The sequence below is a fragment of the Pseudoduganella ginsengisoli genome, from assembly GCF_009720865.1.
Taxonomy (GTDB): Bacteria; Pseudomonadota; Gammaproteobacteria; order Burkholderiales; family Burkholderiaceae_D; genus Rugamonas; species Rugamonas ginsengisoli.
In genome coordinates this window covers 48028-71818 of the sequence record NZ_WNLA01000006.1, presented here as the reverse complement: position 1 = coordinate 71818, position 23791 = coordinate 48028, and the positions used below count along the sequence as shown (strand labels likewise).

The following is a 23791-nucleotide window of genomic DNA, read 5'->3' as shown; positions in this document are numbered from 1 at the left end:
CCGTCGAGGAGAAAACCGTGCTCGATATCGCAAGCGAGGAACTGCGCTCCGGTCCACGCCATATCCTGGACTGGCTCGGACTGCGTTCACCGGACGATGCGCCGGCCGAGCAGTTCGCGTCCTGGCTGCCGTACAGCGCCTACGTTCCTGATGAGCAGTTGTTCATCAACCGCAACGGCTGCCTTGGCTTCGTGCTGGAAGTGCTGCCGCAATGCGGCGCCGATGACCGCATGGTCGAGGTGCTGGCCAGCCTGTACACCAATTGCCCGGCGGGCACCGGTATCCAGTTCCACCTGTTTGGCTCGCCCCACGTGCGCGACGTGCTGCGCGACTACGCGAACCTGCGCACGGAGGACGCCGACCAATATGAGAAGGGCAGCGCCTACGGCCGCCCGGCACGTAACCGCAACCTGTACCGCGTGCTGGCGCGCCAGCGTGTCGAGCACCTGCTCGCTGGAACGCAGCGCTCTATGACGCCGGCGCACCATTTCACGCTGCGCGACTTTCGGCTGCTGGTATCGGTCACCCTGCCGGGGCGAGGCGGCGACGAGGCGCGGCTGAGCATGCTGTGCGCGCTGCGCGACTCGATGTCCGTCACGCTGGCGTCGGCGTCGCTGCCGAACCGGCGCTGTGACGCCGATGGCCTGATCAACTGGTGCGCCCAGTTCACCAATCCGGACCGCATGACCCGCACGGCCCTGTCTTCGCTGCACTACGACGAAGGGCGCGAGGTGCGCGACCAGATCGTCGACCTCGACACCATCCAGGACCAGGCGCCCGACGCGTTGCTGTTCTCCAAGCTCTCCGGCGGCGCGCCGCTTGCCGCCTACTTCCTGTCGATCAAGTCGTTCCCGAAGCATTTCCATTTGTCACAGATGGGTAGCCTGATCGGCGACCTGATGCAGCCGCCGCTGCAGTACAGCGCACCGTTCCTGCTGACCATGGGGGTGCACATCCTCGACCACGCGGACACGCGCAGCGCGTTGGCGGCCAACCATTTCCGCGCCAACCAGAACGCGGCGAGCAAACTGGCCGACGTGATGCCGGACGTGGAGCAAAAGCGGCAGGACTGGGAAGCGGCCGCCAGCGCCGCCGACGCCGGCGGCAGGCTGGTGTCGATGTACCACCAACTGGGCATTTTTTGTGCGAAGGAGCGTGGGGCGCAAGCCGTCGAGACCGCGCGTGCGATCTGGCGTGCACGCGGCTTCGAGCTGAACGTCGATATCTTCAAGCAGCGCCAGGCGCTGCTCGCCAGCCTGCCGATGACACTGTCGCCGACATTCCATGACGATTTGCGCAAGATGCGCCGGGTGACACGGAAAACCGACGCCAACGCGATCCACCTGGCGCCCCTGATCGCTGAATGGCGTGGCACCAGCACGCCGGCCCTGGTGCTGTCCGGGCGGCGCGGGCAGGTCACGACGCTTGACCTGTTCGACAACGACCTGGGCAACTACAACGGCGCCGTGGTCGGGGCGCCGGGCTCGGGCAAGTCGGTATGGCTCAATGAGCTGGCGTGGTCGTACCGCTCGGTTGGCGCGAAGGTCTGGATGATGGACCTGGGGCGTTCCTTTGAAAAACTGTGCCGCAAGGCCAACGGGGCCTATATCGAATTCGATGCGCGCAGCGCCATCAATATCAATCCGTTCTCGGTGATCAACGATATCTGCGAGGACATGGACATGCTGGTGCCCGCGATCGCCAAGATGTGCTCGATGAAGAGCCAGTTGGACGAAGTGCAGTACAAGGCGATCTCGGCGATCTTGCTGCGGCTGTGGCAGCAGTATGGCCGCGACATGACGATGACCGCCATGCGCGACGCCTTCAAGAGCGGCTCGATCCCGGACCTGGAGGTGCTGAATGACCAGCGTATCCGCGACCTGGCCATCATGCTCAATCCCTATTCGAAGGACGGACAATATGCGCGCTTCTTCGAAGGCCGCAACAACGTCGACTTTTCCAACGACCTGATCGTGCTGGAAAACGAGGAATTGAAGCGCCGCCCCGACCTGCACGCCGTGGTCAACATCCTGTTGATGTACCAGATCACGGCCGAGATGTATTTGACGCGCAACCGGCGTAAGTTGCTCATCATGGATGAGCTCAAGCAGCAACTGGGCGAGATCGGCAGCGACGATCCCGTCAAGGCGGCAGTGGTCGAAGAGGCGGCGCGCCGGGCGAGGAAGTATGGCGGGGCGCTGGTCACCGCCACGCAGGGCGCCGACGACTATTACGGTTCGGCGCAGATGGAGGCCGCCTTCAACTGCTCGGACTGGGTCTTCCTGCTGCGCCAGAAGCCCGAATCGATCGAACTGCTGGGCCGCAAGGGGCGGCTGCTGATGGACGAGAGTAAGAAACGCCTGCTCAACTCCCTGCGCACCGAGGCCGGCGCCTATGCCGAAATGTACGTGTCCTCGCCGGTGGGCGAAGGCGTGGTGCGCCTGGTGCTGGACCCCGCTACCCACCTGCTGTTTTCCAACAAGCTGGAGGACAACAAGCCGATCGATGCGCTGCGCGCCCAGGGCTACAGCATCGACGAGGCAATCAATCGCGTGCTAGCGGAAAGGGTCAAATCATGAAACCCATATTGGCTGGTATCGCGGTTGCGCTGTCAATCAACGCCGTCGCGCTGGCGGCGTATCACCACTGGGTGATCCAGCCCATCCCTGTCGTCGGGGTGGTCGATGCCTGGCTGGTTTTCCGGGAGGAGCAGACACGGCACCTGCAGGCCGTGTCAAGCGGCACCGACGACGTGGCGCGGAGCAAGGCGCTGGCGGCGGCGCGCGATTTCGCCGCCGGTTATCCCGCCCGCCTGGCCGAATTGCAACGCGATTGCGGTTGCCTGGTGGTGGACCGCTCCGCCATCGCGGCGCTGCCCGACGGCGTGCAGGACTTGACGCCGCTGTTGCGGCAGCGGGTGCGGCCATGAGGACGACGTTGATGCGTCACTTGCGCCGGATGTGGCGCGACTGGCCGTGCTATGCGCTGCTGGCGGTCGTCTGGCTGCTGGCGACGCTCCGGGTGCTGGTCGATCCCACCCCGAGATTGCCGATCCTCTTCAATGTCACGCCCAGCCTGCCGTATTGGGTCGCCATCGTGGACTATGGTGCACACGGCGTCGCGCGTGGTGACTACGTCATCTTCGCGTTCCGCGGCGACGCGGTAACGCACTTTCCAGGCCTGCGTGGCCAGCCGTTCTTCAAGCGGGTAGCCGGGGTGGCGGGGGACCTGGTGACAGTGCGCGAGCACAGGGTGTTCGTCAATGGCACCGATATGGGGATGGCCAAGCGCTTCGCCACCGTGTCGCGGCTGGCGCTGGAACCGATTGCGGCAACGGTGATCCCTGCCGGCTATCTGTACATGCAGGGCCTCAATGCGGACAGCTTCGATTCCCGCTATCGCCTGTGCGGCTTGGTGGCGCAGCGCGACGTCCTAGCCGTGGTGCGGCCGCTGTTTTGAGGGGCAAAAGATGAGCGAACGAACAATACAACTCCTGGCCCTGTGCCTGGCGCTGGCGATGGTGCCGGAAACACGCGCCGAATCGCTGGGAGTGATCGGGCCGGTCTACCGCATCGCGGAGGAGGATTTCCTGGCCATGGTTGAGCGGCGTTTGCGCGAGCGGGAAGCGAGCGGCGAGCTGGCCAGACTGCGCGGCCTGGCAATAGAGCGGGGGCGCATGGCGGTGCTGCAGCCCGCGCCGCTGCCGCTACAGGTGGCGCAAACGGCGCGCTCCTACCATTACGACCCGAGTTATGTGCTGGACCGCAACCTTCTGGACGCGTCCGGCAAGTTGCTGTTTCCGGCCGGGACACGGGCCAATCCACTCGACATCGTGTCCCTGTCGCGCCGCCTGCTCTTTCTCGACGCGCGCGACCCACGGCAGGTCGCCTTGGCCTCAAACCTGATTGGGAAGTACGCGGGGGCGGTCAAGCCCGTGCTGACGGGCGGCTCTTACCTCGACCTGATGCGCCGCTGGCGCATGCCCGTCTATTACGACCAGCACGGCCTGCTGGTGCGGCGCTTGGCGATCCGCCACGTGCCGGCGCTTGTGTCGCAAGAGGACAAGATGCTGCGCATCGATGAAATAGTGCCGCCTGCCATAACGTCACCCCGAGAGGAGGCAAGACGATGAATCCAATGGCGCAAAGGGCCAGGTCCGTGCGCAGGCATGCGCGGTTGGCCGTCGCATTCGTGCTGGCGGCGTTGCTGGCATGCCCCTGCACGATGGCCGCCAGCACGTGCACCGGGCGCTTTCCCAACCCGATCACCGACATCTGCTGGAGCTGCATCATGCCGATTTCCCTTGGCGGCCTGTCCCTGGCATCGATCGGCGGCCAGGAGGATATTCCGAATCCGGGTTCGCCACTGTGCTCGTGCGGCGTGAACCCGACGGTGGGCCTGTCGATCGGCTTTTGGGAGCCTGTACGCCACGTCGAGGTGGTCCGGCGTTCATTCTGCCTGGTGTCGCTGGGCGGCGTCGACCTCAATCCCGGCATCGCCGCGCCGGACGCCGGCCGTTCGGTGGACGCCGGTGGCGACCAGAACAGTTTTTACCAGGCCCACTTCTACGCCAACCCGGTGCTGTACTGGCTGAACGTGGTGGCCGACTTTCCCTGCCTCGAAAAAGGGTCGTTCGACCTGGCCTACCTGACCGAAGTCGATCCGCTTTGGAACGACGACGAATTGACGCTGATCTTGAATCCCGAGGCGACCCTGTTCGCCAATCCGGTGGCGCAGGCGGCCTGCGCGGCAGATTGTGTGGCGGCAACTACCGGCTTTCCGCGCCCTGAGCTGTTCTGGTGCGCCGGCTGCCAGGGGGCGATTCATCCGCTCGATGGCCATGTGCCGTACCACCTGGGTGGTGTGCGCACGGCCGAACTCCTGGCGCAGCGGCTGACCGCCAAGCTGCACCGTGAGCTGCTGGCCTGGGGCCGCCATGGCGCGCCCGGGCTGTGCGGTCCTTACTTCTTGCCAGTGATGGACAAGCGCGCCTACAAGAGCCAGTTGACCTATCCGATTCCTGCCACGGCCAAGGAGGCTGGCCGGTGCTGCCAGCCGCTGGGCCGCAGCACCGTGCTGTGGGGGGCCGGCAAGGAGTATCCCGTGCGTGGCGAAGATTTCGGGTTCATGTTGTTCCGGAAGGGGAATTGCTGTGTTGGCTACTAATTTTCGCATGTCATTGAGGCGCCTGGCCTGGCTGGGCGTGTTCGCCCCACTGGCGGTGGTGTGTGCCGGCGCAGTGGAACCTGCGGGAACCCATCACATCGAGCGGTTGCCGCAGCCATCGGCCGGCGCCGGGATTGACCTGGCGCAAGTGGCGCGCGGCTTTGATGCGGCCGGTGTGGGCGTTGCTCCGCCGTTGGCTGGCACGCGCCTGATCGTGTTCATCAGCCTTGCCATGCCGGAAGGCGCGCTGCGCCGCCTGCTCGCCGACGGGGCGCGTTCGGGCGCGGTACTGGTGCTGCGTGGACTGGAGGATGGCTCGATACGCAAGACGGTGGCGCACATCGGCCAGCTCGCTGGCGGCCGCACGGGGGCGATTCAGATCGATCCGCAGGCGTTTGCGCGCTATGGCGTTCAGCAGGTGCCGGTGGTCGTCCTGGCGCGCGGTGCGGGTACTACAACCGGTTGCGGGGAACCGGGTTGCGCCCCGGCGGACAGCTTCGTGTCGGTCGCGGGGGATGTCTCCATTGCCCATGCGCTGGACCATGTGGTGCGTAGCGCGCCGCAATTTCGCGCCGATGCCGAAAGGCTGCGCGCCCTGCTGGAGCCCTGACGTGCGCCGCGCCACCGCATGCCTGACGCTATGCGCACTGCTGACAGGGCAGGTGCGCATGGCCGTTGCGCAAGTGGACGACCTGGCGGCGGCGCGTGCCGCCAATACCGCCGCACGCGGTGCGGTCAACGCCACGTCGGCCGCCGCTGTGGTGCCGGGCTATGGCGTCAGCGCGCCGCAAAGCGCGCTGTATGGCCAGACCAACCTGGGAGCCCAGGCGCAATTGGCCGCGTGCGCGCTGGCGCTTGACCCTGCCGCCTGCGAAGCGGGGCGGCATGCGGTGTTATCGGCCGGCATCCCCCGGCCTGGCTTGTCGGCGGCCGATCCGCAAGTGGCGGGCGCGGCCGCCGTGGCGAGGGCGCCGCTTGCCGCCGCCCCCCTGCTGGCTGGCCTGTACGCTGGTTGTCCCGGCCCCGGTCCCTGCGCACCCAACACGTTTTGCGTAGGCGCCCAGTGCTTCAATACGGCGCAGGTGAATGATCCCGACTTCGCCCAGGCCATGAGCTACCTGGAAGCGGCGCGCGAGGCTGGTGTGTACCTGGACCCGGCCACCACGCAGGTGTTTGCGGGGGAGGACAACCGCTGCCGGCAACGCCTGCTGGCCAATTGTTGCAAGACCAACAGCGCCGGTGCCGGTTTCAGCAATGGCTCGATGTTCGGCACCGGGTCGCGGCTGGTGTTTGACGTCCTGATGAATTCGAACAACCGCAGTTTCATCGCCGCCGGCATCAAGTCCATGCTGACCAGCTACGGCTTCAGCGGCACCTTTACGACCTTTGGCGTGACGGTGGCCATCAACGGCGTGGCTTTGCCGGCCGGGTCCGTGACGGTCGCAACGGGAAGCAGCTACGCGGTGGCGTTCAATCCCTGGTCGCTGGCCATCACGGTGGTGTTCATGGTCGTGACGTCAATGATGTCTTGTAGTAGCGCGGAAGGCCAACTCTCTATGAAGGAAGGCGCACGTCTGTGCCGCAGCGTTGGCACCTGGTGCTCGAAGTGCATTAGGGTACTGGGACATTGCGTTTCCTGCATCGAGCACACGACGTCCAAGTGCTGCTTCAATTCGGTTCTGGCGCGGATCATCAATGAGCAGGGACGCGCGCAACTAGGAATGGACTGGGGGCAGCCGCAAAACCCCACCTGTGGCGGTTTCAGTATCGGCCAGTTGCAGGCGCTGGACTTTTCCAGGATGGACTTGTCGGAATTCTATGCATCCATTTCGCCTACGTTGCCCAACGTCCAGGCGCTCAAGGGGGCAGCGGCAGCCAAGGCGCCCCAATGTTATGCGGGGAGTGGAAAATGTTGAGAAACCGATTTTGGAAGGTCTGCCTGGCGGGCTTTGCTCTGGCCCACGCCATTGATGCCGGCGCGCAGACGGCGCGCAGGCCGGTGCAACAGTTCGCGCCGCTGCTGCTCGCCGCGCTGGACGCACCGGATGGCGCCGCGCATGGCGTATTGACGGGCGACATGGCGGAGGCGATCAGCAGGCAGTTCGGCACCAGTGCACCGATCGAGATCGACGTTGCCACCATCGTCCGCTATGCGCAGCCCGGCTGCGCACGCCTCGGTGTCGAAGTGTCGCAGCAGGGCGTGAAGTTCGGCGCCACGGCAATCCCGCTGCGGCAGGAAATCCGCTTCGAACTCAACTATTGCAGCGATGGATTGCCGCCGCGCAGCCTGGCGGTAAGGGGAACGCCGTGAAGCGGCCGATCCCGTTCCTGTTATGTCTGGCAATGGCAGCGGCCTGCCGGGCGGCTGGACCATCCGAGCCGGATGAAGGGGCCGATGCCTGGGCCGGACCGCCGTCCGATCCCCGAACCGGTTGGCACTTCTATGTCGATCCGCCGCCTGCGCCACGGCCCAGGGCCGCGCCGCATCCACGGAACGCGCAGGGCGACGAGCGCGATGCGCTGGCCCGGTTCCGGCAACTGCAAAAGGAAGTCGAGGAGCGCCGCGCGCTGGCCGTCATCCTGCCGACCGAGCCGAATGTCCGCCGATACATGGAACTGGAAGCGAAGGTGGTCAGGAACGCCTCCCTGTTTGCCGACATCGCGCAGCGTATCGCGTGGTCCCATCCTGAACTGGACCCGGCTACGCAGGGGCGGCCTGTCAACGCGACAGCGCTCGAAGTGTTCGAGCAGGAGCAGGCGCGTGCGCGCTCCGAAGTGCTGGCGCGGGCGGCACGCGAGCACGTGCTGATGTTTTTCTTTCGCGGCGACTGCGGCTACTGCCACGCGATGGCGCCGGTGCTGGACGCATTCCGCAGGCGCCACGGCATTCGCATCATTGCGGTCAGCGCCGACGGCGGCGCCCTGGCGGGTTTTCCGGATGCGCGTCGCGACAACGGCATCGTGCGCACGATGCACGTGCAGCAGTTTCCTGCGCTGTTCCTCGCGCAGCCGTTTTCCGGCCGGATTGACCCGGTCGGTGTTGGCGTGCTGTCCGAAGCTCAGTTGGCGGAGCGGATCGTCACGCTGTTCGATGGACGGGATGGCAAGGGCAGTCCGCAACCGGTATTCGGATTTGATCAACCGTAGGAGTCAAACATGATATTTACTCGCAAAACCATCGGCGCGGCATTCATGGCCTCCGCTTTGGCGGGGGCGGCGCAGGCGGGCGACCTGAACGCCGCTGTCGACTCCATGTTCAACGACCTGGGCACGATCGGCAACTACACGGCGCCTGGCGCCTTCAAGGGACAGGTCTTCAACACCTATAGCGGCGGCAGCCTGATGTTGCGCAGCCAGAACAAGACCTACCAGCTGATGGCGGTCAGCTTCCCCACCATGAAGGCTGGCTGTGGGGGGATTGATGCGTTCGGGGGATCGTTCTCGCATATTTCGGCGACCGAATTCAAGAACATGCTCAGGAACATTACCGCCGCGCTGCCGGGCGTGGCCTTCCAGTTGGCCCTGGAGTCGGTGTCGCCACTCCTCGGCGGTGTGACGAAATGGACCAAGAACCTGGAGAGCATGCTCACTAACGCCAACATCAGCACCTGCAACACCGCCAAGTCACTGGTCAATTCGGCCATGGAGGCGACCGGCGTCAGTACCGATAAGGTATGCGAAGACCTGGCCGTGACGCTCGGGCTGGAATCGGATTACGCGGCGGCCAGGGTCCGCTGCCAGACCGACAAGCCATCCGTGCTGGCGACGGCGCGCGGCTCGTCCGATCCGCTGGTGCGCAACAAGGCGCCGTTCGTGGGCAACCTGACGTGGAAAGCGCTGAAATTGGCGGGAACTAACCTGGATGACCAGGAACGCGAACTGATCATGAGCCTGGTAGGCACAGTGATCTTTCCTGAAGATGGGCGCGATCCGGAGCCATTTTCTCCTACGATAACTTCGATTGGTCGACTGCTTTACGGCAGCACTGATGCGCCCGGCGGAAAAGTAATTCAAGAGGTGTTACGTTGCAGCGACTACGTAGATTGTGCATCGGTCTCTATCGACCGGCACTACCAGCACACCCCGTTTACGCTGAAAGTCGAGGTGCTGATGCGTTCTATCGCGAACAAGATATTGACTCGTTCACCGATTCCCAATAATTCCGCTGAAATTGGGTTTGTAAATCAAACCACTGAGCCGGTGTTTCGCATGCTTTCTGTGGCGACAGCGGTTCCCTCCATCGATCTCAGTGAGCAAATGATTGGTCGTTTCCGCGATCTTATTGCAGCGGATTACGCCTACGTCTTCCTGGAAAGACATTTGCGTCAAGGAATTCACGCCTTGGACAAAGACTACATCCTTGATTCTCAGCAGCGGGAACGTGCCAAAGAATTGCGCCTGCGAGCTCAAGAGCTTCTCGCCCAGCTTTCGAGGGAAAAGTCGCTCATTCATCAGCGTGTGGGTTCCATCAACGCAATTGCAACGGCCGTCGAGCAGGTGGATCGGCAAATGCGTAGCAGCATGCCGCAGCATGTTCTTGATATGCTGGGCCGCCATGCGGCATGGATGAAGTAGAAGAAGACGTACGGGAGCGAGGCGATGTGGGAAATTTACGCTTACCAGAACAACGATAGCTTGTTCGGTATACTCAACGCGATCGCGGCGATTACGGGAGCTGCGTCATATGCCAGCGCCATTGGCCTCGTTGCAGTATGCGGCTTCTTTGCCGCGCTTCTTGCGTACGCGCTGGTGCCGCAGAAGCTGCAAGGCTGGTATTGGCTCGCTTCGGTGACGCTGGTGTTGTCGGTTCTGCTCGTGCCGAAGGTGACAGTCGGTATTGTCGACAAGACCGGCATGTCGGCGGTCACCGTTGTGGGCAACGTGCCTTTCGGGCTAGCCGTTTTTGGTTCGCTAACCAGTACGGTTGGGAACACCCTGACCGAGCTCTACGAAACGGCCATGCAGGCTCTGCCAGGAATCGCAGAGCTGCCGGCCGAACTGTCGTATCAGCGCAATGGCCTAATGTTCGGGAACCGCATGATCCGGGAAACCAGCAAGCTGGTCTTTCAGAATCCAGGATTCCGTTTGGACATGATCAACTTCATCAACAACTGCACCATGTATGACCTGGCGTCGGGGGACTTGTCACCGGAGGCGTTTGCCACATCGGATGATGTATGGTCCTTGATGGCGTCGCCTAATCCTGCACGGTTTACCCCGATTTCCGATTCGTCGGGCGCGATGACTGTCATGCCGTGCACTGATGCCTACGTCAATTTGAATGGAAGGCTTCCCACGCAACTGAACTTGTTGCAAGGGATATTGGCGCAGCGTATGAATCCGACGCTGCCGGGCACCGCCGCAGCCGCAGTGATCGCCGGGCAAATTCAGCAGGCGTACATCAAGAACGGCATTGCCGACGCGGCAGCAGATGCGGCCGGGATCATCCGTCAGAATGCAATGATCAATGCACTCAACGACACGTCGGTGGTAGTGGGGCAGAAAATCAATGATCCCGCTTCCATCCTACTGGCAGTGGGACGTGCGCAAGCGGTGGCACAGATCAATGCATCCTGGATCAATAACGGCAAAGTCGCGGAACAGGCGTTGCCGGTGCTGCGCAATTCCATCGAGGCCATCACGTATGCCATCTTCCCCGTCGTGATTCTCCTGCTGATGCTCACCAGCGGCCGCGAAACTATGGTCGGACTGAAAAACTATGTATCAGTGCTCATCTGGATTCAGCTCTGGCCGCCGCTATATGCCATCCTTAATTACATGGCCACGATCTACGCGGCGCGAGACCTCGCCGCCGCCGCTTCGGTAGGAGGAGGGGCGAGCGCATTGTCTATCTCCACCGCGTCGTCTATCTATTCCGGGGCCATATCCGGTGAGGCTGTGGTTGGCTGGATGACCATGAGTATTCCCATCATCGCCTGGGCCGCCCTGAAACGGATGGAAACGCTGGGAACCGCATTAATTTCGGGTGTTCAATCGTTGCAGTCTTCTATCAGCAGTACCTCGGCAGGGGCTGCACTAGGAAACCTCTCGATGGGCAACACCAGCATGGATCAGGTTTCGCTGGCGCCAATGCGAACCTCTGCGTTCTTCAAAAGCTGGCAGGATAATACAACCGGAACGAAGTACACCTCTAACGTCGCCAGCGGCCTCACTGCAGCCAAGGCGCTTGCCAATGAAGGCCCTGTATCCCGTGTCATCGATACGAAGGTAACCCAGCAGCATGTGGAGGCTGCCTCACGATCGATGGTTGCCGCGAAGGCAGAGTCATTAGCGGCATCTCGGGACAAGGCGGCTGCACTGAGCGATGCGTTGGTGTATGCGAACGGAAGGAGCAGTGCAAGAAATCGCACCGATGGTATAACGACTTCCAGCAGTGAAAGCGTCGGGGAGAAAATTGGCGAACTGATGCAAATTGCGAAGTCTGTGGCGGCTTCTACTGGTGCCAGTGAGCAGCAAGTGGCATCAGTAGCATTTGGTGGAAGTTCGACGTTAAGTGTCGGTCTGCCCGGCGCATTGAGAAAGCTATCTCCAGTCGATGTGAATGCCCAGATTTATGGAAGGAGTGGGAAGGAGTATTCCGCATCAGCACAAAAGCTCGACCAGCAAATTGACAGCGCCCTTAGCAGTGAAGATAAGGCCAAGTATAAGGCATTCTCAGATTCTGTTTCGCGCAATACAGGAGTGATTACTTCGATACTAAACGATGATCGGAATGGACGGGAAAAGGCCGCACGGCTCACTGAAAGTGTGACGCGAAGTGACCGCGCGGAAGCCAGCCTGCGTGAACAGGCTGAAGTCACCGAAAGCCTGGTTGCCGCCTATGCGCGAGGGGAATCCATTAGCAAGGATTTGGCCAAGGATCCACGTAATATTGAGCTGTTCGAGCAATTGCTTGCTGGCGGAAAAACGGGGAGCGCTGCAGAGTTGATACGCCTAGAATCATACCTCGGAAACATTGCACGGATGCCCGTCCATATCAATAGTCCAGGTGGTCTTCCAACGTCATTTATTGATGTGAAGGATGAGTATCTCCGGCTGAAATCCGAAAAGGATCTCAATCCAGATGTCGACAAGGTATGGAATTCCTATGGCGAGCGCATTAAGCCAACGCCTACACACAATCGATCTCCAATGGCCAGGCATGGAAGTCAGGCGAAAGGAACATCGGTCCGGCAAGAAATGGCTGAAAAGGGAGTTGAACTATCTCAACATATGAAGGAGTTGCAGGCTCGATTTGACGCGGAGCAAGTGCATCGCACCGCAGGAAACCATGTGGCGTCTGGGCAATCCCTATTTGGCAAAGTAAATGATCAAGTGAAAAATGACCCCGATGTTGTCGCCGAAAGGATGAAGGAATTGACGAAGAAGATCGAGAGCAAGTGGAAAAAATAAGTCTGTCTACTAATCACGTATTGGGTAGTCGCTTTCGATGCGTAGATCACCCCGTTCGTCAAAGCCGAAGAGTTTACTTTTCGGATAGTAATCTGATGTGTACTCCGTGTCGTAACTGAAATGTCGTGTGAGCCACACGAGCATTGCCAGCAGTAGGTACAGCAACATAAGGAATGCAGTCAATAATCCGGCCGCAATGTAGAGATCTGTTGCAAGTCCAGTTCGTACCATAGTCCAGCCGCTTGCAAAGCCAGCACTTGAAAGTAGGAGGAGGTGTCGTAGGATGTTCATGTCGCCTTTTCCTTGGGAGTGAAAAATGCCGATGCTATATGTCATGTTGATCGCGGCTTCTGTGATGTTCAGTGAGCGCGCGCAGGCTGTATCGCTTGCGGGGCGTGCGACTGATGAAAGTGTCTGTGATCTATCCCCGCTAACAAACTATCGGCTGACACGTAAAATATTTGTTCCCGCGCGAACTCGTGGGCTTTCGGAAATTTATGCGCGCCTCGCTTTGCAGTTTGTAACTACAGAGTGTAAGAACGGCCAACTGCTTATCCTGCACACTGAGTACGGCAATTCGGACGACGACGGCGCATTTCGGCTAGTCAGCCAGGAGCTCTGCAATGTCGCGGATATACAGCGCGAGGCCACGCCAACAGCCGATTACCCCAACTCGTTCCAGATTAAGTGCCGCATCCAGAAAATGCAAGCCGCCAAACAAAGGCTTGCAGCGGCTGAAGCCAAGGAGTCGACGGAAGAAATGATCAGGACCCGTTCGCCATGGATGACATCGAGCCAGCAGGCGCCGGACAGTAGCAGCGAACAGGACAAGAAGAAATGTCCCGCGACGATATCGTTCGGGCAGCTCCTCGGGATCGGTGGTGGAGGCTGCAGTCGAGATTAGTGCAAATGGAGGGGGAAATGGATGAGAAATCAGAGGCAAAAAACGTAGCCGATACGCAGGCGCTACTGGTGCAGATGTGCACCGACCTGCATGCGCAGCAGATCGCGTTACGCGAAGAGCAGCGCATCAGTGCGCGCGAACGGAAGTCGGAACGGCGATGGAATCTGGCAATCAAGGCCGTGCTGATTTTTGCACCGGTCGCGGCCGGGGCGGTGTTCATCGCCAACGCGTCCGGGTTCTCATTCGGGCCGTTTGGCGACGTGGTCGGCGTGGTGCACATCAAAGGCGAGATAGCGCAGGGAACGCTGGCCGGTGCGGAGAAGGTCGTGCCGGCCCTGGAAGACGCCTTTTCCAACCCGCACGTGAAGCAAGTGGTGCTAGCGATTGACAGTCCGGGCGGTGCACCGGCGGAGGCCGAGCGCATCACCAATGCGATCTCGCTGCTGAAGAAAAAATACCCCAAGCCGGTCACGGCGATCATCGGCAACCTGGGAGCGTCGGCCGCATACATGACCGCCATGTATGCGGATCGCATCGTGGCCGGAAAATACAGCCTGGTGGGATCGATCGGGGCCATCATCGCGCCATGGCAACTGGACAAGGCTATCGCCCAGTTTCATGTGTCGCAGCGGGTCTATGCATCCGGGAAATTGAAGGCATTCCTGAATCCTTTCACGCCGTTTTCACAAGAGTCCGATGCCAAGGCGCAACAGCTTGTCAGCCATGTGGGGACAATGTTTGTCCAGGAGCTGGCTGGCCAGCGTGGGCGGCGCCTGAAGCGCGAGGTTGACTACGGAACGGGCGAGGTATGGAGCGGTGAAGAGGCGGTGGCCATTGGGCTGGTTGACGAGATTGGATCGCTGGAGACATTGGCACGTGATTTCGCATACTTAAAGCCCTACAGCTTTGGTCCGAATGAATCATCGGCCATGCGCTTCGCGTCGACGGTCGGCCAGTCGATGGCGAAAGCGTTGGTGAGCATTTCTGTAGTCAATTTCGGAAGCGGGTTGAGGTAAGTTTAAGAATGAGGACAGTTCCCCGTGGATCGGGGAACTGTTTTTTGAACACAGCATCACAGTAGGTCGAAATCAGCCCACACGCAGTGGTGGTCGGACGCCTCGGTTTTAGCGGTTACGCTATCAAACGGTTGCCATAGTTTTGGGTGGTAATTGCCGCGTCGCTCGATTCCAACCGCAGCCAGCGTGCCGTGTAGCGCTGGAGACATGATGATGTAGTCGATCTTGTTGCTAGCGGTGCCAGTGCCGTAGGTGCCTGGCCGGTCCGTGGGGTAGTCTGCATGGGTTTGAATGTCGGACCATCCTCCATCGAATAGCGGGGCGACAGCCGGGCTGTCAGGAGTGTCGTTGAGGTCACCCGCAATCAACACAAGCGGGCTAATCTGCTCTGCCGCCGTCCTCGCGATCTCAGCCGCGCGTTGTCCTTGCGCTAGCCTCCTCGCTTGTGCGCTGGCGTCGTCTCCTCCGCGTTTGGATTTGAAGTGATTGGGGCAGACCACGAGCTGTTGCTTTGAAGGGAGCAGCAAAACATACTCCGGACAATCTCGCGAGAAAACCCTTCGTCCCGCAACTTCGTCGTCGACATGGGAACGGATGCCAATGATAGGGTAGCGGCTGAGGATGCCGACGTCGATACCGCGTTCATCATTGCCGTCGATGACCATTACATGTGGAAAGCCTCGGCCGAAGGCGGCCTCAAGTACCTGCTCGTTAAAGCGCTGTAGCGTCGGCCTGTTCTCCACCTCCACGCATATCAGGACGTCGGGGTTGACAGCGTCGATTACGCGGCCGGTATTCATGACGGCCTCCCAGGAGACATCCTCCCTGCGTAGTTCGAACCATCCCGTCCAGTCACCGCGTCCGTTTGCTACGACGGAAACGGTGCCGTCGTTCGTCCTGCGGTAGAGCTGTTGTCGCACTTTGTTGAGCGTTACAAGCGCATTTGACGGTGGATTCAGCGCGGAGAAATGGTAGCGTCGGTCCAGTGCCAGCAGCACCTCTTTATCTGCGTCGTCGTAGATGGCTTTGGCGATGATCCCATTCGCAATGGCATGGTCGTCAACCGCCTGTTGCCCGTTCTGTGTGCCAGGCATCATGGCCGAGGGCCGGGTGAACAAGTTTTCCAGGTTATAGGACGCTATGCGAATGCTCATGTTGGGCCGCTCCCTGCAAATTTAGGTTTTGTTCCTGTAAAAATTGTTACGGGGCTGCAAACTATCGCTGATGAGACAGTCTAAGCGAAATGCCACTAAGATGTGTGACCAATTGTCGCTGCATTGACGATGCATGTTTTGACCGCGGTGGCCGTTCGAGGAGCGCGGCAGGGAAGTGAGCATAGCGTCGTAGAAGTGATTCTTTTAGGCGGGATCTCGGAAAGCGCGTGCGTTACATCTCGCTGCCTTTGGCATGAGGCGCCATCGCAGCCTGCCGTACGACATCGCTGTAGTGGAACCGGCGGCCAACGAACGCTGGTACCGTGTGATTCCGACCAAACTGATGTTTGGATGCTGCGGGCCTTTTCCCGCGTTGCGGGCTAACGCTGTTGATGGCCAGGGCGGCGTTGTAGCGCTTCCGGTTCCAGCTCATGCAGGCCACTCTGACGCACGACGGTGCACGTTTCATGTACGCAAGGCGATCGATGCCGCTGGTTCGCGCGAGGGACGGGGGAATTGCTATCGTTGCGGGCGATATTTCGATTGTGATGACTTATCTTGACACTGCCCGGCGATCAGGCCAGGCCGTGCCACGTAGCTGATGTTTTGGCCGATCCAGAGCCCGTCTAGCGTTTTCACAAATGTCGTCGGAGTTCAGATAACGAATAGCCGCCTCACGGCCAAACGCGCGGAGCAATTGCAAGGCATAGTTCACCAGGTGCGTGGTGTTGGCATTGATTCGCCTGCTGTTTTTCCCATTTGGTGTCATGATGGCCATGATCGCAAAGTCGGCGGTTACTGGGATTGGCTTGGCTCAAACCGGGTGATGATTCGATGAGATAGCGTTGCGCCGTTTCGACGAAATTACGGTAGGCTGCAACCAGAAATCACGAGACAAGCGGGGGCGTTTCAGAGTTGAAGATGGCTGAAGGATGCCCTGTAGGCGACCGGTTCCCAGTGCAGCTGCGTTGATTAGTCGTCGCGCAGTATATGTGGCATGGGCGCTACGGAATAGGGACACGGTACAGGTGGAAGGGGGCACTTTGCTCGCCATTGCGGCCTATCAATAATGTGGTGGCAGATCATTGGTGGTCTGTCACCGCACGCATTATAGGCTCCAAATTCCATTCCTATTCAATGAGTGCAGTAAACTAAGTAGGAAAATTTTCCAATGATATTCATGACTCCCGCAGACATCGCAAAAAAATTGAAAGAATGGATAACTCACTATTCGAGTTTGTCTATATTTCAGAAAATTGGTGTAATTATTGGCATGCTAATGTGCGCGATTCTTGTTGCCATCCCTTATGTGCCTGATCTATCCGCTCATTTTTTTCAGAAAGACAAGTTGGGATTTAGTGATTTCGGTATTTTAACATTGAGGTACTTTGCGATAGTCTTCTTGGTCTCAATGCTGCTATTGACGATAAAAGATAAAAAGTCAGAAGGGAGAGTTAATTCTTTAACGGAGGATGGTAATTCGCTTGTAGGAGAGGATGGTATACATGCCATTGCCTCGGAGCATTGTTTTTCAGTGTATTCCCCGAAGGGGTTTGCTGAACAATTGAGCAAGATTCCAACCAATCAGTGGGCCTCTCGCGCCTCCTATATCGGAATTGATGGAGGGAAATTGTGGCTGGAAATCAGCCGCAATCCGCATTACGCTACAGACCAAAGAGATTTAATGGATGCGGTGGAGAAAATGTTGAATGGCGATCTCGGAATTTCAAGAATTGTTTCGCTTGGTCCAGGTGACTCAAAGTCAGATTCAAGTATTATTAACTACCTCTATAGTATCTCAAAAAATAAAATAACATATATTCCGGTAGATATAAGTGAGTATATGGTTCTAAATTCGATAAGATGCATCTCCGAGATGCATGCGGCAGCAAATGTGCCTTTTGGTGTCTTGGGCGACTTTGAAAGCGATCTGCAATCAATAAGGGAGTTGCTTGGTGCCAATGAGCAGGAAGGAAAAACTTTATTTGTAATGCTAGGTAATACAATTTCAAACCTAGACAAAGGGCCGGAATCCTTTTATAAGCAAGTACACCTATTTATGCAGCCAGGTGACTATTTTTTGTTCGACATCTTGCTCGGAAATTACGACCAACGGCTAAATGGCTCGATTGATAAGCAATGTGATGCGAATTCGATATTTCCTTGTGATGATGTTTGGGATGTTTATAAGAAATTCATTGCTCAGGGCGCGCGAAGAATTAGTGGCGATCACTCTGTTTATAAAGACGTTCTTAACGAATTTTCTGATAATGTCGTGGTTACTCGAAGAAAATATGACTTTGATGACTCGGATGAGTTGTGTATGCAATACAAAAAGGATGGGGTGAGGAAAGTTCCGATATTTTATTGGAGAAAGTATGATAAAAATGGAGAAAAATTTGAGGCTAGGTTAAAGCAAAAGCTGAACCCCACCGGGAGAAATGGGGTGATAGCAACAGACTGTATCCCTGATCCTGTAGGCGGCCTCAAGTTGTTCTTATATAGGCGCCCCAATGTATAGAGATTTGTGAACGCATGCTCACTCTGCCCAAGTTTCGTGCGTGCTGCAGCTTCGTGGCCAGCTAAGTTGTTCACGAATGGTATAGCTACTGTTCAAACACTACGGCAGTTGCAGCCATAGGGGCTATTGACAGTACACTTCATTTCGACAGGATATCGGCTGGCATACTGCTAGGTCGCGCTGAATTTCTTGACCGTGCATTCAATCGATATATGAAGTATGAGCTGAAGCGCAATCGTAATCTTGCCCCGGCATTCCCGGACACAACCTATTGCTTGATTAGCCCCGATCTGAGCTCGGCGCATTAGTTCTTCCCGAAACATGCTTGTCGACTTGTAGCGCAAGGATGAATGCGGATGAATCTCGTTAAAGTGCTTAAACGCCGGACGCTGCAGGCATCTGCCGTAGCACGATCTCGGCGCTGCTGCGGTCCATGCGGCTGACGTAATCGCGTTTAAACGTGTTCACGAAGCTTTCGGCCATTCCGTTGGACTGCGGCCTACACACTGGCGTACGGATTGGCTTGATGCCCAGTTCTCGGACCAGGGCATGCGTATCGTTGGCGCGAAAAGCGCCGCCATTATCGCTCAGGAATTCCAGCTCGACTCCATCGTCGACTTTGACGTCACCAAAGCGCGCTTCAACGGCTTCAATCAACATATCGCGTACAGGCTCGCCGGGCAGGCCATGGCTCGGTTTGCTTGTTCTTAGTCATATGCACAGTCTTACTCCTAGTCGTAAAGATAGCGCATAGACTGTGCCTGGCGATTCAGGGGGCTATTTCAGTGTCCCTAATCAGTCTACACAACGCCGCCCAGTGAGCGCGCCACTGGTGACGATGATTTGGCCGTTGTCGGCGCCGACCTCGTTGTCGACGATAATAAGATATGCAGAACTGGAGAGGAAATTGCCGCAAAGTGCTACAGGTGGTTTTCGGCGCTGTGCGCGCGAGGTCATGGCGTGTCGCCGGCCACCAAGCCTAACCGTTCGGCAGGCACGATCGTCGTGGACCTGCTCAAGCCGAAAGAGAAGGTGACAATCGGGAAAAGCGGCTGGTATTGGACAGCGTCACAGGCGCTGGCATTGTTCGGATCGCAGATCCTGGATCGTACCAAGCGGATGCAGTTGTCGCCGTAGGCGCTTTGGATGCAGTTGACATTGTTACGCGCCGGACTTGCCGGAAGGCTGCCGGTGGGTATCGGCTCATCGCTCATCTGGCCACTGGTGTCGCGTGTGATCGACAGATAATCGATCCGCACGTGCGCGGCGGTAATGGGAACGCCCAGCGGCAATTGCCCGGAGATATCATCAAATACCGCCGCCCTGCGGATGGCTTCCATCGTTGCGGCGCTGCTGAAATCGGCAACCGCCGCGGCATTGGCGGCCCGGCGTGTCACCTCCTGCAAAATATTGATCATGTAGAGCATGCGCGCCAGCTCCATGACGCCAAATACAAACAGCAAAAATACAGGCAAAACCAGCGCCAACTCGACGACGGTAGCGCCGGCCTGCCGAAATTGAAGGCTATTCGCTCGCATCGCTGTTATTTCCCCAGGTAGCTAACGCTGGCTTCGCCGGTAATGACGATATCCATTAGTTCGGACGCTGGAAAGAAAATGTCCTGCACCGTCGCCTGGACGACTACCCTGACCGTCGTTGGCGTGGTCTGGCCATTGCAATGGATGCCGTTACACTGAACGTCGACAGAAATTGGAATTGTCCCTGGGTTGAGTTCATCCAGGTGTGCCCGTACGATATTTTCAGTCAGCTGCGTTGCGTATCCAACCTTGTTTGGATCTTTCATGGTGACGAGCGGCATCGATGCGAGAAAAGCGGTGCCATTTTGCGCCGCTTTTTGTATGGCGGCGTAGTGCCACATAATGCGACCGAAATATAATGGCGTGATGAGCAGCAGGACCAGTAGTGGCAGTACCAGTGCGAATTCAATGGCTGCGATGCCATGCTGGCGATGTCGATGAGGGCGTTGGCGCCGCTTCATTGGATCAGCTCCACCTGGCTGCCTAGCATTTGTTCCTCGGCTGCTCCTGCGAATTCGGCGTATAGACTGGTGGCGGTGGCCGGCACGGTCATAAAAAATTTCCCAATCCCGATTACGCTGGCGGCAACGGTCGTCCCGCCAGCGACCGGACAGGAGAGCAGGGGCACATTGAGTATCCGGCGGTTGGCGACGCCTGGCTGGTGCGGCACCGAAGGGGCAAGGAAATTAGTGCCGGCAGTCGCCTTGTACGGCGTGGACGTGCCGCCCGGATAGCTGGCATTGGCGCTGGGCAAGCCTGGTTTGTACAAGGTCGACCATGTCGACGTGGCAAAGGGCGTATAGCCGGTAGCCGGTTCGCTGGCGCCGGCGGTATAGGATGAGAACGGAACCGCCCGGGCATTGGCCCATAAAGGTCCGTAGATGGCCGCCGTATTGCCCGCCGGAGCTGGAAGCGGGTCGGCAATCGTCCAAAGTTTGCCTGCGCTGGAGGTCGATTGAGCGGATTGCCCACCGGGGGTGGCACTCATCCAGTTGATGCCGGTATAGACGTAGGATTTGATATTGCGGTCAGGTGGCGCGCCGTCGGGGGCGCACGTACTGCCGGTGTACTGATCAAAGCGGGAGTTGAGCTCATGGTACAGCGACGCCAGCGGAAATGGCCGGCTGACGGTAATAGTTCCGCCAGTGATACGTGGCATGGCGAGAACGCCTGCGCAGACGAACGGTGCCAGCATGGCAGGCGCTGTGTTGGCGGACGATCCCATTGTCCCAGGAATGGCAAACGGATCGATGGCAAAATTGTCGGGCGACGTTCCGGCAGGGTTCAATTGCATCAGGTCATAACTGACGCCGCGCCGGAACCCGAACTCGACCAGCTCCTGGTAGGCTGGCGGCCCTGGGTTAGCGCGGGAGGCGGCTGGCACCTGCGATTGCGCGCACAGTGCGATCGGCGTGATATTGATGGCCAGACGGCCCGCGATGGCGGTTGCCTGAACGCTGGCAGTGCTGTCGCCGCTGGAGGAGAATAACTGGCTGAGGACGCGCAATACACGGCCGTGCGCCGCGTCCAGTTCACCGGTGTCGACTTTGGCATAGATCAGACCATTGGGGGCGGATTGCGCCGCACCCGTTTCAAGCCATGTGCCATTGACGCTGGAGCTGAACTTCAGCGCACTGTCATTCCACGCGACAGTCTGATTATGATAGCTGTATTGCCAGCTCCCTGCGGTGCTGGCAGCCTTGGCGATGGCGTTGCCCACGCCCGATGCCGATCCGTTCAGTTCACGGGCGGCGGACAGTGCTACGGCATTCGCCATGCCTTGCAATTCGGTCTTGCGGTTCGTCAGTTGCGGCAGGTCCAACGCGAATGTGAAAATGCAAAGGATTATCAATAACAACAGAGCCAGCATGATGGCGATGGCGCCGTGTTGCCGCTGGCTGGACATCAGCCGGTCCTTACCCTGCCGCGGCCGCGTCTCAGTGGTCCTGCGGGACATGATATGGTTCAGGTCTGGCAGACGAAACTCGTTATGCATCCGCATCCCTCCAAGATTTCTACATGATGTCAGCTGGCAGATATGTGGCTCAGTGGCAATGTGATCTTAGCGAGACTAGTACCATGCGATTTGATGTGCGGCAAATGGCCATTATTTCTTTGCCGGCTAAATGGGCGGGCCGAAGAGTTCCATCGTCGCCGCGGCACACGTCGGATCGTAATCGCGCCTCTGCTGCCCCGGGGAAACAGTAGGTGTTGTTTCCGCGGGCGGCAATTGGGCTATCAGACCAGCATGGGCTAAAGTCTTCAATCTGCCTGCCCGTTTGCTCCCCTTGGTGAATTTGGCCAGTTCGTCATAAAGTGGAGGGTTATCGGCGCGGTCAAGTTCAAAGTTAATTCGCAAAGCCTTGGTCATCGCCGCCCCCATCATGCTGCGCCACATCGACTGCGCGGTTGATATCAGAGTTTCCAGTGCCGAGCATGGCGCGCGCCAGTTCCAGCCCCGCCTGCTGGAAGCCTTTTACGTTGGCAAAGATCGGGTCTTTGAGCTCGTGAATGACGTGATTGGGGAAAGCGGCCTTGAGCGCATGCCGGTAAAAGAAAGCTCCGCCGCCCACCAGGATGATGTTGCGGATGTCGCTGGCATCGCCGACATAGTGCAGCATCTCGGCAATCGCTTGTTCGGGAATCTTCCTGGCCAGCGGCAGATGGCGGGCCATGTCATATTCATGTTGGAAGACTACCGGCTTCCTTCCGGTTCGCAGTGCGACATCGACCGTGTCGTAGTCGCGGTAGTGTGAGCCGGTAGCGCGGCTGATGCCCTCGATGATGGTGTGCAGCACATCGTGCATGCCGCGAGGGACCGAATGACTGCGCTTGTCGATCTGCTGCATGCCCTGGGTCACTAGCCAGTCGAAAGTGCGCCGGCCAGGATCGACGATCAGGCTGCGCTCCTTGCGCAATTGGGCCACTTTGCTTTGCATGAGGCCATAATGCATCAGTGCTCCGGCTGGCTGCGCGATCGCCTTGGCGCGCAGAACTTTCACCCGGCGTCCCTTGCCCAGTTCATGCTCGCCGGCCAGGCGGCGCTCCAGCGCGTTCACCAGCGGCTTGATCTTGTAGGTGGCGACCGGCAAGCCGACCACCAGCAGATCGATCTGATCGAGTTGCATGTAGTGCAGGGCGCCCAGCAGTAGGGCTAGGTACTCCTGTGTCTCGCAGTAGCGGTCGTGCTGCAGCACGTTCGCGTTGAAAACATCGGCGGCAAGATGAACGTCAGGGCCGACCTCGTAGACCAGGCCACCGACCGGTATGCCGACAGTCTTGCGCCTGGCGCCCCAGGCTTCCGGTTCCAGCGCGGCTTCGGCTGGATGCGCTTGTGACGGAAACATCTCGCAGCGCAGTTCGCCGTTCCTGACCGCGGTGACGAATTTCGTGTTGCCGCGACCGACATCCACCGCCCGAACCACAGGTTCCATGACACGCCCCTTTTAGCCAAGATGGCGGAAGCGTAAAGGATGAACGCGACATCGACCACATGAAATCGGCGTGAATATGCCGCCCTTTTCGATCCAGCTACGACTGCGGTCCTGCCGTGGAACTGGCCTAGTAGTTCTGGACAAGGCATTGCACGGCCTTGGCGCCGTTGGCCGGCGTGCGGTCCGTGCCGGGCAGTTCCCCAGTTGCAGTGTGGGCGCCTGGATTGGACGGTTTTACTCCGATCAATGCGGGTTCGCTTCAAGATCTACAATCAGAGGCGCTTGCCTGTCGTGGCGCGTCATAGGGAAAACCAGCGGGACTTTTTGATTACAAAATCAATTGGCCCTCAATTACAAATTCTCGTTTTTCGCGCGCCTTGACAACGCCATTTTCGCTGCCTATTCTGCGATCACCGTCAGGACCCGCTTCCTTGAACATCGTGTTCAGAATGCGGCGCTGGCCAGCGTCATAGCCCGTTGCGGTCGTAACCCGTCTGCTGATTGTCGGCCATGCCGATTGCATCATTTGAGTCGTACTTCTTCGATTGCACCAGCGCCGCCTTCAACGAAGGCCGGGCATCTGGTGCCGCTTTTTCGATCTTTTCCTGAGACTGCGGGCGGCTTCGCCCTGGATGCGTGACATGG

General features: G+C 58.8%; 20 protein-coding genes and 1 pseudogene. 14 read left to right on the top strand and 7 right to left on the bottom strand.

What is annotated here, in order from left to right; translation table 11 throughout:
* Window positions 1-17 precede the first annotated feature (17 nt).
* From traC to GM668_RS11560, 13 genes are all read left to right on the top strand, one after another.
* Window positions 18-2579, top strand: a complete 2562-nt coding sequence (traC, locus tag GM668_RS11620) for a type IV secretion system protein TraC (protein WP_371868685.1) — start codon at window positions 18-20, stop codon at window positions 2577-2579.
* A complete protein-coding gene (locus GM668_RS11615; protein WP_155439126.1) occupies window positions 2576-2929 on the top strand; it encodes a hypothetical protein in 354 nt (117 codons plus the stop codon). Before traC ends, GM668_RS11615 begins: the two co-directional genes overlap by 4 nt.
* A gap of 11 nt (window positions 2930-2940) precedes the next feature.
* Window positions 2941-3459: a conjugative transfer signal peptidase TraF gene (traF, locus tag GM668_RS11610; RefSeq protein WP_155439125.1), complete on the top strand. Its 519-nt coding sequence runs from the start codon at window positions 2941-2943 to the stop codon at window positions 3457-3459.
* 10 nt (window positions 3460-3469) lie between these two features.
* Window positions 3470-4132, top strand: a complete 663-nt coding sequence (traW, locus tag GM668_RS11605; RefSeq protein WP_155439124.1) for a type-F conjugative transfer system protein TraW — start codon at window positions 3470-3472, stop codon at window positions 4130-4132.
* A gap of 5 nt (window positions 4133-4137) precedes the next feature.
* Entirely contained in the window at window positions 4138-5166 is a 1029-nt protein-coding gene (locus tag GM668_RS11600) for a TraU family protein (protein ID WP_155439294.1), read from the top strand.
* A 7-nt stretch (window positions 5167-5173) separates the two neighbouring features.
* Window positions 5174-5776: a type-F conjugative transfer system pilin assembly protein TrbC gene (gene trbC, locus GM668_RS11595; RefSeq protein WP_155439123.1), complete on the top strand. Its 603-nt coding sequence runs from the start codon at window positions 5174-5176 to the stop codon at window positions 5774-5776.
* A gap of 1 nt (window position 5777) precedes the next feature.
* A complete protein-coding gene (gene traN, locus GM668_RS11590) occupies window positions 5778-7082 on the top strand; it encodes a conjugal transfer protein TraN (RefSeq protein WP_371868684.1) in 1305 nt (434 codons plus the stop codon).
* Window positions 7076-7477: a hypothetical protein gene (locus tag GM668_RS11585; protein WP_155439121.1), complete on the top strand. Its 402-nt coding sequence runs from the start codon at window positions 7076-7078 to the stop codon at window positions 7475-7477. The genes traN and GM668_RS11585 overlap by 7 nt, the downstream gene beginning before the upstream one ends.
* Window positions 7474-8313: a conjugal transfer protein TraF gene (locus GM668_RS11580; protein WP_371868683.1), complete on the top strand. Its 840-nt coding sequence runs from the start codon at window positions 7474-7476 to the stop codon at window positions 8311-8313. The genes GM668_RS11585 and GM668_RS11580 overlap by 4 nt, the downstream gene beginning before the upstream one ends.
* 9 nt (window positions 8314-8322) lie before the next feature.
* Window positions 8323-9741, top strand: a complete 1419-nt coding sequence (locus GM668_RS11575; RefSeq protein WP_155439120.1) for a conjugal transfer protein TraH — start codon at window positions 8323-8325, stop codon at window positions 9739-9741.
* Window positions 9742-9765: 24 nt separating this feature from the next.
* Entirely contained in the window at window positions 9766-12579 is a 2814-nt protein-coding gene (locus GM668_RS11570) for a conjugal transfer protein TraG N-terminal domain-containing protein (RefSeq protein ID WP_155439119.1), read from the top strand.
* 316 nt (window positions 12580-12895) lie between these two features.
* Window positions 12896-13483, top strand: coding sequence for a hypothetical protein (locus tag GM668_RS11565; protein ID WP_155439118.1), 588 nt, complete (start codon window positions 12896-12898; stop codon window positions 13481-13483).
* A gap of 17 nt (window positions 13484-13500) precedes the next feature.
* Entirely contained in the window at window positions 13501-14499 is a 999-nt protein-coding gene (locus tag GM668_RS11560) for a S49 family peptidase (protein WP_170305605.1), read from the top strand.
* Between the two features lie 56 nt (window positions 14500-14555).
* Here GM668_RS11560 and GM668_RS11555 read toward each other — a convergent pair whose 3' ends face one another.
* Entirely contained in the window at window positions 14556-15653 is a 1098-nt protein-coding gene (locus GM668_RS11555; protein ID WP_155439116.1) for an endonuclease/exonuclease/phosphatase family protein, read from the bottom strand.
* 1180 nt (window positions 15654-16833) lie between these two features.
* Here GM668_RS11555 and GM668_RS11550 point away from each other — a divergent pair.
* Window positions 16834-18174 carry an L-histidine N(alpha)-methyltransferase gene (locus GM668_RS11550; protein WP_155439115.1) on the top strand — a complete coding sequence of 447 codons (1341 nt, stop codon included), beginning with the start codon at window positions 16834-16836 and terminating at the stop codon, window positions 18172-18174.
* Window positions 18175-18437: 263 nt separating this feature from the next.
* Here the strand turns inward: GM668_RS11550 and GM668_RS11545 are convergent.
* The 6 genes and pseudogenes from GM668_RS11545 to GM668_RS11520 form a co-directional block, all read right to left on the bottom strand.
* Window positions 18438-18861 (bottom strand): annotated as a pseudogene (locus GM668_RS11545) (integrase core domain-containing protein); the annotation flags it as partial.
* A gap of 266 nt (window positions 18862-19127) precedes the next feature.
* Window positions 19128-19712 carry a TadE/TadG family type IV pilus assembly protein gene (locus tag GM668_RS11540; RefSeq protein WP_155439114.1) on the bottom strand — a complete coding sequence of 195 codons (585 nt, stop codon included), beginning with the start codon at window positions 19710-19712 and terminating at the stop codon, window positions 19128-19130.
* Window positions 19713-19717: 5 nt separating this feature from the next.
* Window positions 19718-20173 carry a TadE/TadG family type IV pilus assembly protein gene (locus tag GM668_RS11535; RefSeq protein ID WP_155439113.1) on the bottom strand — a complete coding sequence of 152 codons (456 nt, stop codon included), beginning with the start codon at window positions 20171-20173 and terminating at the stop codon, window positions 19718-19720.
* Window positions 20170-21708 (bottom strand): pilus assembly protein TadG-related protein, encoded by a 1539-nt coding sequence (locus tag GM668_RS11530; protein WP_229499210.1) that lies wholly within the window; start codon window positions 21706-21708, stop codon window positions 20170-20172. Before GM668_RS11530 ends, GM668_RS11535 begins: the two co-directional genes overlap by 4 nt.
* A gap of 352 nt (window positions 21709-22060) precedes the next feature.
* Window positions 22061-23146 (bottom strand): PRTRC system protein D, encoded by a 1086-nt coding sequence (locus GM668_RS11525; protein WP_155439112.1) that lies wholly within the window; start codon window positions 23144-23146, stop codon window positions 22061-22063.
* Between the two features lie 328 nt (window positions 23147-23474).
* Window positions 23475-23672 carry a hypothetical protein gene (locus tag GM668_RS11520; protein ID WP_155439111.1) on the bottom strand — a complete coding sequence of 66 codons (198 nt, stop codon included), beginning with the start codon at window positions 23670-23672 and terminating at the stop codon, window positions 23475-23477.
* Between the last annotated feature and the right edge of the window lie 119 nt (window positions 23673-23791).